Origin of the sequence: Micromonospora zingiberis (genome assembly GCF_004331455.1) — a bacterium.
GTDB classification, from domain to species: domain Bacteria; phylum Actinomycetota; class Actinomycetes; order Mycobacteriales; family Micromonosporaceae; genus Micromonospora; species Micromonospora zingiberis.
Genome location: NZ_SJJR01000002.1, coordinates 164,724 through 176,959, shown reverse-complemented (window position 1 = coordinate 176,959; position 12,236 = coordinate 164,724). Strand labels below are relative to the sequence as shown.

Annotated in this window: 17 protein-coding genes; 8 read left to right on the top strand and 9 right to left on the bottom strand. The window is 72.1% G+C overall.

Translation table 11 applies throughout. From position 1 onward, the window contains the following. The 4 genes from E0H26_RS29100 to E0H26_RS03830 all read right to left on the bottom strand — a co-directional run bounded on the left by E0H26_RS29100 (position 1) and on the right by E0H26_RS03830 (position 2,224). Positions 1–159, bottom strand: coding sequence for a hypothetical protein (locus tag E0H26_RS29100; protein WP_007455302.1), 159 nt, complete (start codon positions 157–159; stop codon positions 1–3). 116 nt (positions 160–275) lie between these two features. After that, positions 276–959, bottom strand: a complete 684-nt coding sequence (locus E0H26_RS03840) for a DUF6758 family protein (RefSeq protein WP_338106192.1) — start codon at positions 957–959, stop codon at positions 276–278. 84 nt (positions 960–1,043) lie between these two features. Beyond that, complete coding sequence (locus E0H26_RS03835) at positions 1,044–1,667, bottom strand: TrmH family RNA methyltransferase (protein WP_131300861.1); 624 nt, start codon at positions 1,665–1,667, stop codon at positions 1,044–1,046. A gap of 50 nt (positions 1,668–1,717) precedes the next feature. Continuing rightward, complete coding sequence (locus tag E0H26_RS03830; protein ID WP_131300859.1) at positions 1,718–2,224, bottom strand: hypothetical protein; 507 nt, start codon at positions 2,222–2,224, stop codon at positions 1,718–1,720. Positions 2,225–2,940: 716 nt separating this feature from the next. On the opposite strand from E0H26_RS03830, the gene trxA reads away from it, so the two are divergent. Then, positions 2,941–3,303, top strand: coding sequence for a thioredoxin (gene trxA / locus E0H26_RS03825; RefSeq protein ID WP_131301425.1), 363 nt, complete (start codon positions 2,941–2,943; stop codon positions 3,301–3,303). Between the two features lie 64 nt (positions 3,304–3,367). Here the strand turns inward: trxA and E0H26_RS03820 are convergent, their stop codons facing one another. Further along, positions 3,368–3,781 carry a thiol-disulfide oxidoreductase DCC family protein gene (locus E0H26_RS03820; protein ID WP_131300857.1) on the bottom strand — a complete coding sequence of 138 codons (414 nt, stop codon included), beginning with the start codon at positions 3,779–3,781 and terminating at the stop codon, positions 3,368–3,370. An 83-nt stretch (positions 3,782–3,864) separates the two neighbouring features. On the opposite strand from E0H26_RS03820, the gene E0H26_RS03815 reads away from it, so the two are divergent. The 3 genes from E0H26_RS03815 to E0H26_RS03805 all read left to right on the top strand — a co-directional run bounded on the left by E0H26_RS03815 (position 3,865) and on the right by E0H26_RS03805 (position 6,001). Further along, positions 3,865–4,908, top strand: a complete 1,044-nt coding sequence (locus E0H26_RS03815; protein ID WP_131300855.1) for an Rv2578c family radical SAM protein — start codon at positions 3,865–3,867, stop codon at positions 4,906–4,908. A 50-nt stretch (positions 4,909–4,958) separates the two neighbouring features. Continuing rightward, positions 4,959–5,366, top strand: a complete 408-nt coding sequence (locus tag E0H26_RS03810) for a CoA-binding protein (protein ID WP_131300852.1) — start codon at positions 4,959–4,961, stop codon at positions 5,364–5,366. A 143-nt stretch (positions 5,367–5,509) separates the two neighbouring features. Continuing rightward, positions 5,510–6,001, top strand: a complete 492-nt coding sequence (locus E0H26_RS03805) for a DUF4190 domain-containing protein (protein ID WP_131300850.1) — start codon at positions 5,510–5,512, stop codon at positions 5,999–6,001. Positions 6,002–6,007: 6 nt separating this feature from the next. Here E0H26_RS03805 and E0H26_RS03800 read toward each other — a convergent pair whose 3' ends face one another. Then, a complete protein-coding gene (locus tag E0H26_RS03800; protein ID WP_131300848.1) occupies positions 6,008–6,913 on the bottom strand; it encodes an SDR family NAD(P)-dependent oxidoreductase in 906 nt (301 codons plus the stop codon). Between the two features lie 123 nt (positions 6,914–7,036). Between E0H26_RS03800 and E0H26_RS03795 the strand changes: the two genes are divergently transcribed. The 3 genes from E0H26_RS03795 to E0H26_RS03785 all read left to right on the top strand — a co-directional run bounded on the left by E0H26_RS03795 (position 7,037) and on the right by E0H26_RS03785 (position 8,971). Then, positions 7,037–7,564 carry a DUF4190 domain-containing protein gene (locus E0H26_RS03795; RefSeq protein ID WP_131300846.1) on the top strand — a complete coding sequence of 176 codons (528 nt, stop codon included), beginning with the start codon at positions 7,037–7,039 and terminating at the stop codon, positions 7,562–7,564. 106 nt (positions 7,565–7,670) lie between these two features. Beyond that, positions 7,671–8,495: an SDR family NAD(P)-dependent oxidoreductase gene (locus tag E0H26_RS03790; protein ID WP_131300843.1), complete on the top strand. Its 825-nt coding sequence runs from the start codon at positions 7,671–7,673 to the stop codon at positions 8,493–8,495. A 101-nt stretch (positions 8,496–8,596) separates the two neighbouring features. After that, complete coding sequence (locus tag E0H26_RS03785; protein ID WP_240741997.1) at positions 8,597–8,971, top strand: hypothetical protein; 375 nt, start codon at positions 8,597–8,599, stop codon at positions 8,969–8,971. A gap of 6 nt (positions 8,972–8,977) precedes the next feature. Here E0H26_RS03785 and E0H26_RS03780 read toward each other — a convergent pair whose 3' ends face one another. Beyond that, complete coding sequence (locus tag E0H26_RS03780) at positions 8,978–9,940, bottom strand: DMT family transporter (protein WP_131300841.1); 963 nt, start codon at positions 9,938–9,940, stop codon at positions 8,978–8,980. A 105-nt stretch (positions 9,941–10,045) separates the two neighbouring features. Between E0H26_RS03780 and E0H26_RS03775 the strand changes: the two genes are divergently transcribed. Then, positions 10,046–10,750 (top strand): HAD family hydrolase, encoded by a 705-nt coding sequence (locus E0H26_RS03775; protein WP_131300839.1) that lies wholly within the window; start codon positions 10,046–10,048, stop codon positions 10,748–10,750. A 43-nt stretch (positions 10,751–10,793) separates the two neighbouring features. Here the strand turns inward: E0H26_RS03775 and E0H26_RS03770 are convergent, their stop codons facing one another. Then, positions 10,794–11,258 carry a hypothetical protein gene (locus E0H26_RS03770; RefSeq protein WP_131301421.1) on the bottom strand — a complete coding sequence of 155 codons (465 nt, stop codon included), beginning with the start codon at positions 11,256–11,258 and terminating at the stop codon, positions 10,794–10,796. An 83-nt stretch (positions 11,259–11,341) separates the two neighbouring features. Next, positions 11,342–12,211 carry a PhzF family phenazine biosynthesis protein gene (locus E0H26_RS03765; protein WP_131300837.1) on the bottom strand — a complete coding sequence of 290 codons (870 nt, stop codon included), beginning with the start codon at positions 12,209–12,211 and terminating at the stop codon, positions 11,342–11,344. Between the last annotated feature and the right edge of the window lie 25 nt (positions 12,212–12,236).

The following is a 12,236-nucleotide window of genomic DNA, read 5'->3' as shown; positions in this document are numbered from 1 at the left end:
CTAGGCGACCAGGCTGGTGAAGAAGTCGCCGAAGCCCTGGGCGATGTCCATGATCCCGCCACCGAGCGACTTGAACACGTCCGCGGCGGAATTTGGCCGATAGGCAACGAAGAAGATCAAGAATGCGATTCCGGCCCAGGTGAGGACCTTCTTGACCATGGCGGGCCATCCTCTCGCGCGGCGCCGGGTCCCATTACCGCAGCGGCACCCAGAGTATCAGCGTGGTGTCTTACCGTGAATATCTGCGTCCGTTCTCCGACATTCCGGGGGGCTTGTCAAGCCTTCCCGTGCAGATACGGAGACGGTGCGCCGTACACGAGCTCGGATGGCGTCCACTCGACCAGGTCGTGCAGCTCCACGTCCTCCGCGAGCAGATGCCCCGCACTCGCCGGCCAGGCTATCGCATACAGCCACAATCCCCGAGCCTCGCCGGCGTACGCGCTTCGATCTGTCAGGGAATTCACCAGCCACAGTGGAGTCGGGTGACCCGCCACCCTGATCCCGGCTCGCCCGACATGACCGGGATGCCCGGGGCCGGGCTCGGTCAACGCCTCGGCGAGTTCCGGTCCCGCGTCGGGACCCGGCACCCCGGCGAGTCGGGCTCCCAGGCCCACCCCCGGCTCCTCGGCCACGAAAACCAGGTCGGCAGGACCACCGCCGAGCGGCGCCGGCCCGGCACAGGCGACGGCGGTGGCGCGTACCCCGAGCCGGTCGTCGCCGGCCCACGCCACTGCGGTGGTGGTCCATCCGGGCGGCAGCGGCCACGGACACCACAGCGGCACCGCCGGCGCCTGCGGCTGCGCGGCGGCCTGGATCCGGTCGACCACACTCGCCACGATCTCGGCGCCGATGTGCTCGGGCACGTGCAGCGGGGCGACCGGGCCGCAGTCGGGGCAGCGCGACTCCGCATGCATCAGGTCCGGCGGTCGCACGTCCCCGCCGCATCTCGGGCAACTCACCGCAACAGTCACCACTCCACCGTCGCCCTCCTGCGGCGAGCCGTCAAGCGGAGCGGCGCCATTGCCGGCGCGCGTCCACCCGGCTCAACCAGGAGGTGGACCGGCGTAGGCGCGGATCCAGGCGTGCATGGCGATCCCGCTCGCCACGCCCGCGTTGATGGACCGGGTCGAGCCGTACTGCGCGATGGAGAAGAGTTCGTCGCAGGCGACCCGGGCAGCGTCGGAGAGGCCGGGTCCCTCCTGGCCGAACAGCAGGACGCAGCGCCGGGGCAGCGTGGTGCTCTCCAGCGGGCGCGAGCCGGGCAGGTTGTCGATGCCGACCAGCGGCAACCCGCCCTGCGCCGCCCAGGCCACGAACTCGTCGATCGTCTCGTGATGGCGTACGTGCTGATAGCGATCGGTCACCATGGCGCCCCGCCGATTCCACCGGCGCCGGCCCACGATGTGCACCTCGGCGGCCAGGAAGGCGTTGGCGTTGCGTACCACCGTGCCGATGTTCAGGTCGTGCTGCCAGTTCTCGATCGCCACGTGGAAGTCGTGCCGCCGCTGGTCCAGATCGGCGACGACCGCCTCGCGCCGCCAGTAGCGGTAGCGGTCGACCACGTTGCGCCGGTCGCCCTCGGCGAGCAGCAGCGGGTCGTACCGAGGGTCGTCCGGCGGGTCCCCGCGCCACGGGCCCACGCCGACGTCGAACTGCTCAACGGTCACGGTCTGGCAGGGTACGCGCTGCCCAGCCCGGCACCGACGGGCCACGAGGGTCAGCCAAGCGCGAGAGCGCCACCGAGCCGGTCGAGGAGGCGACGGTCGGCCGGGGCCAGCGTGCCGTCCGGCAGCACGGCCGAGCCGGTACGGCACACCCGCGCCGCCACCGACTGCACCCACTGCCGGTAGGCCGCCGAGTCGGCCGGGTCGGCCCGCCGGTCCAGTACCCGCACCGCCGCCCGACACGCCGCGAGCACGTCCACCAGGTCCCCGGGGCGCGGCTGCGGTTCGGCTGTCCCGTCGTGGCGGGCGTAGATCGCGGCCACCACCGAGCGGACCAGATCGCTGTCGAAGGCACGACCGGCCGCCATCGCGTCCAGGCCCGCGAGGCCGGCCGCCATGCCCGGGTACGGCCGGCCGGGCCCGGGCTGGGTGGCGATCACGATCACCTGGGCGGGCAGGCCGATGATCAGATCCCACTCGGTGGCGGAGTAGCCCGTGCCGGAGGTTGCTGCGGCGGGGCGGGGAGCCTCCGGCGACCCTCCGGCGACCGGCTGGCTCATGCCAGCGCTCCACCGCGTCGTCTGCCGGCCCATGGCACCCTGGCGCCGCGTCTGCCGACTCGCTCGCTGCGCTCGCTCATGGCGGGACCTCCGGCGTCAGCATATGCGCCGTACCGCTGGTCGGGCCCCATCCGCCGCCAACCCGTCCGGTTCAACGGTCAGCGGAAGGGACGCCGCTGTCCAGCGGGGGTCGAGGTGATCTGAAGTGGGTGGGCCGGTGGAGATGTCACGGCCCGCGGGCGACCGGTGGCCGCAGCGGCAGAGGCCGCCGACCGAGGCCGGACGCAATGAGCGGCGGGGCCCTCCCCGGCACCCGCCGCCCACGCTCTGATGGTTCAAGATTCTGCCGTACGCCCGTCCGACTGCACAGAGACCGAGGTCACATTTATATTTTTGTTACATTACTCTGCGTAGCCGATGGTCGCCCTACAAGCGATCTCCGCAGGTCGAATCGGCGCCCGTCAACGCCGAAGTTACCCCCACGTAGCGCGATTCGCGCCGGTCCTAACTGGAAACGCTCCCATCACCCCCAGTCACGCAATTGCGACATGCATTTGCGATCAGCCAGCCCGCGATCCGACCGACGGTGATCGATGTGGACAAAGCTCCCAGCGACGCCACCGGGCCGGGTTTCGGTGGCACCCCGGCGGGAATGCGATGGGGTAGGTCTGAGTTCCACCAGACGTACCTTGTTCCGCGTGATCGGAGAGATTCACATGGCAACCGTCGAGCTGACCACGGCTAACTTCGACCAGGTGACCGAGAGCGACGGCATCGTTCTGGTCGACTTCTGGGCCGACTGGTGCGGCCCCTGCAAGCGGTTCGCCCCGGTCTACGAGCGCTCGTCCGGAAAGCACTCCGACATCACCTTCGGCAAGGTCGACACGGAGGCGCAGCAGGAGATCGCCGCCAAGTTCGACATCCGGTCCATCCCCACGATCATGGCCATCCGCGACGGCGTGATCGTCTTCTCCCAACCGGGCGCGCTGCCGGAGTCGGCCCTGGAGAACCTCATCGAGCAGGTCCGGGCGCTGGACATGGACGACGTCCGCAAGAAGCTCGCCGACCACAAGCACTAAAAACCGGTGGTGGCCGAGGTCCGCCGCACCACCGTCTCTCACGGATCTTGGTACGAAACGGCCTTTATAGGGGCCGTTTCGTGCCAAGATCCGCGGACGAGAGCCTAGGCGTGCGGGGCAGGGCACAGGTCGGCGTAGCGCCCGGCAGCCGATGCCGGTTGCGGGCCACCCAGCGGTACGCGGGCCAGGCGGCGGCCCGCACCGGCGCGAAGCGCAGTCCGGCTCCGGCCACCCGCCAGTGCGCCGCACTGCCACCGAGCAAGGCGGCGATGGCGTCCGGGCCGGCCGCACGAGTGCCGTCGGCACCCACCCACTGCACCGCCTCCTCGCACTCGGCCTCGGTCAGGCCGAGGCGGTCGAGGTCGGCGAACTGCCAGGGGATCACCCGGGCCTCGGTCGGAATCCGTCGCTGGATGAACTGCGCACAGCGGCTACAGAACCCGCAGTCCCCGTCGTAGACGAAGGTCGACGTCGCCATCTCCCCATCGTCCCCCGCTGGCGGGCCGCGTACACCTGGCGAGCCACTTGCCACCCTGTCGCACATGTGTTCGAATAGTGCCCATGCGCTGGGACAACCTCGCCGCTCCCCCGGTCGAGGGCACACCCGGCCGGGCAGCGCCAGCGACGCCACCCCTGCCGCTGGCGCTGCCCGGTGCAGTCGTCCGCACCTTCGACACCCCCGGTTTCGCCGGCATGACCTTCTACGAGGTGCACGCCAGGTCGCTCCTCAACAAGGTCCCCGGGGCCTCCCGCGTTCCGTTCGAATGGACGGTGAACCCGTACCGGGGCTGTAGCCACGCCTGCCTGTACTGCTTCGCCCGCAACACCCACACCTACCTCGACTTCGACGCCGGGGCGGACTTCGACCGGCAGGTGGTCGTCAAGGTCAACGCCGGTGAGCTGCTGCGCCGCGAGTTGGCCGCGCCACGCTGGCGAGGCGCGCACGTGGCGATGGGCACCAACGTCGACTGCTATCAGCGGGCCGAGGGGCGTTACCGGCTCATGCCGCCGATCATCGAGGCGCTGCGCGACTTCGCCAACCCGTTCTCGATCCTGACCAAGGGCACGTTGATCCTGCGCGACCTGCCGCTGCTCCGGCAGGCGGCGCAGGTCACCCGGGTCGGGGTGTCGTTCTCGGTGGGCTTCGTCGACGAGCGGCTGTGGCGCTCGGTCGAGCCGGGCACGCCGAGCCCACGGCGGCGGCTCGACGCGGTACGCCAGTTCGCCGACGCGGGCTTCGAGGTCGGGGTGCTGATGGCACCGATCCTGCCCGGGCTCAGCGACAGCGACGAGTCGATCGAGGCCACCGTCGCGGCGATCGCCGCCGCCGGGGCGGCCAGCGTGACACCGCTGCCACTGCACCTGCGCACCGGCGCCCGCGAGTGGTACGCGCACTGGCTCGCCCGGGAGCATCCCCAACTGGTCCCCCGCTACCAGGAGTTGTACCGGTCCGGCGCCTATGCTCCGCAGTCCTACCAGCGGGAACTGACCGCCCGGGTTCGCATCGCCGCTCGCCGGCACGGCCTGCACCGGCCCGACCGGGGTGAGCATCGCCAGGTGCCGAGATCGCCCACCCCCGCACCCGAACAGCTCAGCCTTCTCTAGCAGCCACGTCGACCCGGGCGAACCGGACCCGGTACGACTACAGTCGGCGGGTGCGCTCCGCTCAGCAGATCCTCGCCGAATCCGCCGTGATCGCCGTCGTCGGCGCCTCCCGCGACCCGAGCAAGGCGGCCCACCGCGTGCCGGCGGAGATGCAGCGGTACGGCTGGCGGATCATCCCGGTCAACCCGACCGCCGACGAGTTGTTCGGCGAGCCGGTGTACCGCTCCCTGGCCGACATTCCGCACCCGGTCGACCTGGTCGACGTGTTCCGGCCGGCAGAGGACGCCGTCGAGGTGGTTCGCGAAGCGGTGGCGATCGGTGCCCCGGCGGTCTGGTTGCAACTGGGCATCGTGTCGCCGCAGGCCCGCCAGATCGCCCAGCAGGCCGGGATCGACTACGTCGAGAACCGGTGCCTCATCGTCGAGCGGGCCGCCGCGAACCTGACCCGGCTGGGCTGAACCGCCGGGCGGACCGGCGACGCGGCCAGTCCCGCGATCCGCTGTGAAAAGGGTCCGGTGCAGGTAGCGTCCCGCAATGGGGGTGTCATCCGACAGCTACCGGCAGCCTGCGGAAGCCGGTACGGCGGACGGGGGAGATCAGCGTGGGCCAACCGCCAGAGCCGGACCAACCGCCGTCGCCCTACGAGCCGCCGCCCTCGCCGTACGGGCAGCCGCAGTACGGGCCGCCGGGCGAGCCGCAGCCGCCGCACCCCGGACAGCCGGCGTACGGGCAGCCGTCGTACGAGCACCCGGGTCAGCCGCCGCACGGCCAGCAGTGGGGACAGCAACCGCCGTACACCCCGCAGGTGCCCTACGGGCAGTACGGCCCACCGTCACCGCCCGGAGGCGGCGGTGGTGGTGGCACCAACGTGCTGGCCGTCCTGTCGCTGGTCTTCGCGTTCGTCTTCGCGCCCGCCGGCATCGCCCTCGGGCACCTGGCCAAGCGGCAGCTGCGCACCAGCGGCGAACAGGGCGAACAGCTCGCCACCTGGGGGTTGATCCTCAGCTACGTCTTCACCGGCATCTACCTGTTGGCCTGCTGCGGCTGGCTGGCGCTGGCGCTCTGGGCCGGCTCGGACGGCCGGTACTCCTGAGCGGCGTCAGCGGAACTCGGCCTCCCGCACACTGTTGCCGCCATCCACCACCAGCATCTGCCCGGTGATGTACGACGCGGCCGGCGAGCAGAGGAAGGTGATCGCGGCGGCCACCTCGTCCGGGGTACCGGGACGGCCCACGGGGGTGCCCAGGCCCTGCTTGATCTCGGCCATCGTCGACGCTGCCGTGTGGATGGTGCCCGGGGCGACCGCGTTGACGGTCACCCCGTCGGCGATCATCTCCATCGCCAGGGCCCGGGTCAGCCCCACCACACCCGCCTTGGCCGCCGCGTACGCCGCCTCGGTGGGCAACGCGTTCACCGGGCCGGCGGTGGCCGACAGGTTCACGATCCGACCCCAGCCCCGCTCGGCCATCCCGCCGATGAAGGCCCGACTGCACAGGAACGCGGTGGTGAGGTTCCGGTCGATCTCGCCCCGCCACTCGTCGTAGCTGAGCTGGGCCACCGGGCGCAGCACCTCCGGCGAGGCCCGGCTGGCCAGTCCGGCGTTGTTGACCAGGACCTCCACGTCACCGAGTTGCTCGGCCACCGCGTCGGCCAACGCGCCGACCTCCGACTCGTCGGTGAGGTCGGCGACGAATCCGGTCACCCCGAGTTCACCCGCCCGCTCGTGGATTCGCCGGGTGGTGGAGACGATCGCCACCCGAGCACCCAGGTCGGTCAACCGTCGGGCCGTGGCGTACCCGATGCCGTCCGGGCTGCCGGCACCGGTCACCAGGGCCACCTTGCCGTCCAACCGCATGGTCACCGGCTCGGGCAGTACGGCCGGCGAGTCGTGTTCCTCCGCCCCGGCCGGCACGGCGGCGCGAGGACGCCGAGCCACACCGGGCCGGCTGATGTCCCGCCTCGGTCTACTGCCGGACCGGTCCGCCGCACGCGCGTCAATCCCCATGCCGAGATCCTGCCCTGCGCCACCGCCTCGGGCAACGCGGCACCCTGGGTCGGGGACGGCGCGTCGTCATGGCGGATGGTGGCTACGCTGACTCCGCCCGATCTTGCGATGGAAGTGAGCCCGATGACACAGCCCTCGTCCGGCGGCTGGCCCGACCCCTCGTCGACCGGTCAGCCTTCCACTCCACCGGCCGACCCCACCCTGCCGGTGAGCCCGCAGCCACCCGTGCCGTCCCAGCCCACCGGGTACGACCCCTACCAACCCGCCGACCCGTACGGCGGCATGAAATCGGAGTTCGGTACGCCGCCGGCAGCCGCGCCGTACCCGCCGGCCGGCTATCCGCCGCCGCACCCCGGCTACGGGTATCCGCCGCCGGGCTACGGCTATCCGCCGCCGCAGCAGACGAACCCGCTGGCCATCGTCGCGCTGGTGCTCGCCCTGATCGGCATCGGCTCGTGCATCACCGCGCCGATCGGCGCGATCATGGGACACGTCGCCCTGCGCCAGATCCGGGAGAAGGGCGAGGGCGGCGAGGGCATGGCCAAGGCCGCCATCATCGTCGGCTGGGTCCTCACCGGCCTGCTCGTCCTGGCGATCGCGGTCTACGTCATCCTGATCGGCTTCGCTATCGCCAGCTCGTCCACGGTCTGACCGGCACGGGCCCGCGCGGCCGTGGCGGGCGCGGGGCTGGCTCGACGATCCCAGAGCCATTGCGGCGTCACGGTAACCTCGTGCCGTGACCGGGGAGAATGGACCTGTGGAAGATCTCACTGGCCGCCGGCTGGTGGTGGTGACCGGAGCCAGTTCCGGCATCGGCCTGGCCGCCGCCATCGACCTGGCTCGTCGCGGTGACCAGGTGGTGCTGGTCGGTCGCGATCCGTCCCGGTTGCGTAGCGCGGCCGACGAGCTACGCGAGGCGTCCGGCGAACGCCCGGAGGTGTTCCGCGCGGACTTCGCCGTGCTCGACGACGTCCGGCAGTTGGCCGAGCAGCTGCGGGCCGCGTACGACCGGATCGACGTGCTGGCCAACAACGCCGGCGCCATCGTGCTCCAGCCGGTCACCACGGTCGACGGCTTCGAACTGTCCATCCAGGCCAACCATCTGGCGCCGTTCCTGCTCGGCAACCTGCTGGCCGACCGGGTCCGGCGGATGGTGGTGACCGCCTCCGGCGCGCACCGCAGCGGCGCGCTCGACCCGGACGACTTCAACGCCCCGCTGCGCCGCTACCGCCCGATGAGCGCGTACGGCACCAGCAAGCAGGCGAACATCCTGTTCACGGCGGAGGCGGCCCGGCGCTGGCCGGCGGTCGCCTCGTACTGCTTCCACCCCGGGGTGGTGCGGACCAGGTTCGGCAGCGAGAGCCGGCTGATCGCGGCGGGCATGCGACTGCTGCCGCTGCGCGGCCCGGTCAAGGGCGCCCAGACCCTGGTGTGGCTGGCCAACCAGCATCAGTCCCGGCTGCTCGACGGCGGCTACTACTTCGACTGCCGGCCCCGCCGCCCGCTGCGCAAGGCGGCCGACCCGCAGCTCGCCGCCCGGCTCTGGACCGCCAGCGCCGCCGCCGTCGGCCTTCCCGCCTGAGCGGAGCGCCCCCCCGGCCGGACCTGGTCGCCGCTCAGGCCGTCCACCACCACCCGGGCGACGGGGTCGCGGGAATCGAGGGGTGTTGGGATACTCCGCCCGTGACGACCACGGGGAACGCCAGCGTTCGGGCGAGCGGCGCCGACGACGAGGCGGAGCTGTCGGTACGGGTCACCGACGCCGACAGCGATTCGGCCGCCGCGGTGCGCCTGGTCGCGCTGGTGCGGATGGCCGACGCCGCGATCGAGGCCGGCCAGCGGTACGAGGACCAGGTGCTCGCCCTGCTACCCCGGCACGGTGGCCGGGTGGAGCGGCGGCTGCGTACCGACGACGCGGGTACCGAGGTACACGTCATCCGGTTCGACGACCGGGCCGGCTACGAAGGGTTCCTGGTCGATCCGCAGCGGGTCGCCCTGCGGGCGGAACTGGGCGACGCCGCACCGCACACGCAGGTGCTGGAGGTGCACGAGGTCTGACCGGCGTCAGTCGCGCACCGGCGCGGCGTCCGCCGGCACGGCGGTGCTCACCCGGGCCGAGCGGCGGGCCGTACGGGCGCTGGAGAGCACCACCACGGCGACTCCGGCCAGCAACAACGCCAGGCCGGGCAGGGTCACCGGGTCGGGCAGCTGCCCCAACCACGCCCAGCCGATCAGGGCCGCGCCGGGCGCCTCCAGCAGGATCAGCACGCTGATCGTGGTGGCCGAGATCCGCCGCAGCGCGTAGCTGAACATCGAGTGGCCGAGCAGTTGGGCACCGACCACCAGAGCCAGCACCGCCAGCCACGTCCCGGTGTCGAAGCCACCCAGCGGTACCCGGGCGATGAGGCAGACCACCAGCAGGATCAGCGCGCAGACCGCGTAGCAGATCGTGGTGTAGGTGGCGGTGCTGACCGTGACCCGGGCCCGCTCGCCCAGCGCCGTGTAGACCGCCGCGAACATGCCGCCGACCACCGCCAGCAGATCACCGGCGAACGCCTCGGCGGAGACCGTGAAGTCGGCGCCGGTGGCCAGCACGGCACCGACGACCGCGATGCCGACGCCGACCCACACCCCGGACGGCAGCCGGCGGCCCTGGGCGCGGGCGATCAGTCCCTGCCAGACCGGCTGGGTGGCGACCAGTGCCGTCGCCGCGGCCACCGAGGTGAGCTTGGCGCTCGGCATCCAGGTGGCGAAGTGCGCCGCCAGCGCCACCCCGGACAGGACGCAGAACATGCCCTCCCGCCGTCCGGCGCCGGTCATCAGGGAGCGGAACTCGGCCCGCCGCCGGGTCAACGCGAACGGGCTCAGCACACCGACCGCGATCATGTTGCGCCAGAACGCCACCGCCAGTGCGGGCGCGGCGGCGAAGGCGATCAGCGGAGCGGACGACGAGACCGCGACGACGGCGAGCGCCAGTGCGCCGGTGGTGAGCAGGTCACGCGGGGGGCGGTGCGGTTCGAGGGGCACGAGGGGTAATCCTCACACGCCAGCGGGCAACACGGTCCGTCAGCATTCGGTTACGATCACGCCCGTCCCGTTGGGACTCCTCACTCGCGCCGGAGGCGCTCACCCATGCCCAGGTTCCAGGCGGTGCTGTTCGACTTCTTCGGCACGCTGACCCGACCGGTCCAGCGTGGCGTCGGTCACCGCACCACCGCCGAGCTGCTCGGTTGCCCGCCGGACACCTTCGTCGAGGTGCTCGACCGCAGCTTCTACGAACGCGCCTGCGGACGCTTCGGCAGCGCCGAGGCGACGCTGCGCTGGGTCTGCGAACAGGCCGGCGTACGCCCACCGGAGGACGCCCTGCGGGCGGCGGTGGCCTGCCGGCAACAGGCCATCCGCGCCGACACCCGGCTACGGGCGGACGCGGTGCCGACCCTGCGGGCGCTGCGGGCGCGTGGCATGCGGACCGGGGTGATCAGCGACTGCACCCACGAACTGCCGGTGTTGCTGCCGGAGCTGGCCGTCGCGCCACTGCTGGACGTACGGATCTTCTCGATCCAGCTGGGCCGCTGCAAGCCGGACCCGGCGCTCTACCTGGCCGCCTGCGCCCGGTTGGGCCTGCCGCCAGCGGACTGCCTCTACGTCGGCGACGGCGGCAGCCAGGAGTTGACCGGTGCGCAGCACGCCGGGCTGACTGCCGTCCGGCTGGCCACCCCCGACCTGGCTGACCACCTGGTCTTCAACGTCGACAGCGGCTGGGCCGGGCCGGCGTTGGCCACCCTCGGCGAGGTGGTCGCGATGGTCGACAGCAGGCCGGTGGCGGTGCCCTGGTGAGCGCTCCGCCGACCGCCTCCGGGCGGCCACCCGGCCGGGGCCGTCAGCGGCGGCGCACCCGGTGCAACCGGAACGGCTTTCGAACGGCCCGGACCACCGGCGCCGGCCGGGTCGCCTCGGCGAGCGAGTCGGCCGGCAAGTCTGCGCCGTGCACCGCGTTCCCGCTCGGAGCCAGCCGGACCAGCGCGCAGCCGTCGGTCGCCCAACGGGCCACCAGCTCGGCGGTCGGACCGGGCGCGTTGAGCCGTTTCGCGCCCACCAGCGGGGCCAGCGTGTCCCACTCGTCGGTGCCGGGCGCCACCCGGGACACCCGGGCCAGCCAGGTCACGATCCGACCGCCATGGTCACCGCGGAGCGTCACCTGCGCCTCGTCGGCCTCGGCCAACCCTGGCGCGGCCTGCTCACCGGGGCCGCTGACCACGAACAGCGCACCCTCCAACGGCACACACCACAGCGCGAGGGCCGGGCCGCCGGCCACCGCGATCCAGGCCACGGACGCCTTCTTCATCGCCTCGTCGACAAGTGGGGTGCTGTCGCGCTCGTCGGTCACCACGGCATCCTCTCGTACCTGACCCGTCCGGCGCCGGCCGGTCAGCCGACGAACGGCGGAATCAGGATCTCTCCGCTGGCCACGGCCATCACCTGACCGGCGACGGTGGCGCCCTGCGCGACACCGCCAGCCGCGGTGACCGTGCAGGCCAGCGACGACGGCCGACCCATCTCGACGCCCTGTCGCACGGTGTACGACGATCGTCCGTCACCGGGCAACAGGCCACTGGCGATCAGCCACACCCCCAACCCGAGCGCCGCCGAGCCGGTCGCCGGATCCTCCGGAATGCCGAGACCAGGGACGAAGACCCGGGCGTACGCGGTTTGCGTCTGCGCGTCCCAGGAGAAAACGCTGACATGCTCGATCCCGTACCGCCGTGCCGCGATCGAATCGACCTGTGCCCGGGCCAGCGCGTCGGGGTGCACCGGCAGGAAGGGGAACTCCAGGCCGCAGCCGGCCACCCGGGCCGGCGGACCGACGTGGTCGCCGGCCACCAGGCCGGCCATCTCCAGCAACGGCTCCGGGTCCAGTTCGGGACCGAGCGTCGGCATGCCACCGGTCAGCGTCGCGCCGGTCTCGGTCACCTCGATCGGCAGCACACCGGCGCCGCACTCCTGGGTGACCTGACCCGCCCCGAACAGGCCGCGCCGGCTCGCGGTCACCGCCGCGCCCACGCTGGGGTGGCCGGCGAAGGGCAGTTCGTCGGTCGGGGTGAAGATCCGCGCCCGGTAGGTGACGCCGACCTGAGTGGGGGGCAGCACGAAGACGGTCTCCGAGAGGTTGAACTCCCGGGCCAACGCCTGCATCTGGTCGGTGGCCAGCCCTTCGGCGCCGAACACCACCGCGAGCGGGTTCCCCGCGTACGGACGGTCGGTGAACACGTCCACGATCTCGTAAGCCAAGGTCGACATGTTGATAAACCCTAGGCGCTTAGGC

What these genes read in the sequence shown, in the direction of transcription:
- E0H26_RS29100 (WP_007455302.1), bottom strand. Translation starts at nt 159, where the DNA reads ATGGTCAAGAAGGTCCTCACCTGGGCCGGAATCGCATTCTTGATCTTC.
- E0H26_RS03830 (WP_131300859.1), bottom strand. Translation starts at nt 2,224, where the DNA reads ATGAGCCAGCCGGTCGCCGGAGGGTCGCCGGAGGCTCCCCGCCCCGCC.
- trxA (WP_131301425.1), top strand. Translation starts at nt 2,941, where the DNA reads ATGGCAACCGTCGAGCTGACCACGGCTAACTTCGACCAGGTGACCGAG.
- E0H26_RS03820 (WP_131300857.1), bottom strand. Translation starts at nt 3,781, where the DNA reads ATGGCGACGTCGACCTTCGTCTACGACGGGGACTGCGGGTTCTGTAGC.
- E0H26_RS03815 (WP_131300855.1), top strand. Translation starts at nt 3,865, where the DNA reads ATGCGCTGGGACAACCTCGCCGCTCCCCCGGTCGAGGGCACACCCGGC.
- E0H26_RS03800 (WP_131300848.1), bottom strand. Translation starts at nt 6,913, where the DNA reads ATGGGGATTGACGCGCGTGCGGCGGACCGGTCCGGCAGTAGACCGAGG.
- E0H26_RS03795 (WP_131300846.1), top strand. Translation starts at nt 7,037, where the DNA reads ATGACACAGCCCTCGTCCGGCGGCTGGCCCGACCCCTCGTCGACCGGT.
- E0H26_RS03775 (WP_131300839.1), top strand. Translation starts at nt 10,046, where the DNA reads ATGCCCAGGTTCCAGGCGGTGCTGTTCGACTTCTTCGGCACGCTGACC.
- E0H26_RS03770 (WP_131301421.1), bottom strand. Translation starts at nt 11,258, where the DNA reads ATGAAGAAGGCGTCCGTGGCCTGGATCGCGGTGGCCGGCGGCCCGGCC.
- E0H26_RS03765 (WP_131300837.1), bottom strand. Translation starts at nt 12,211, where the DNA reads ATGTCGACCTTGGCTTACGAGATCGTGGACGTGTTCACCGACCGTCCG.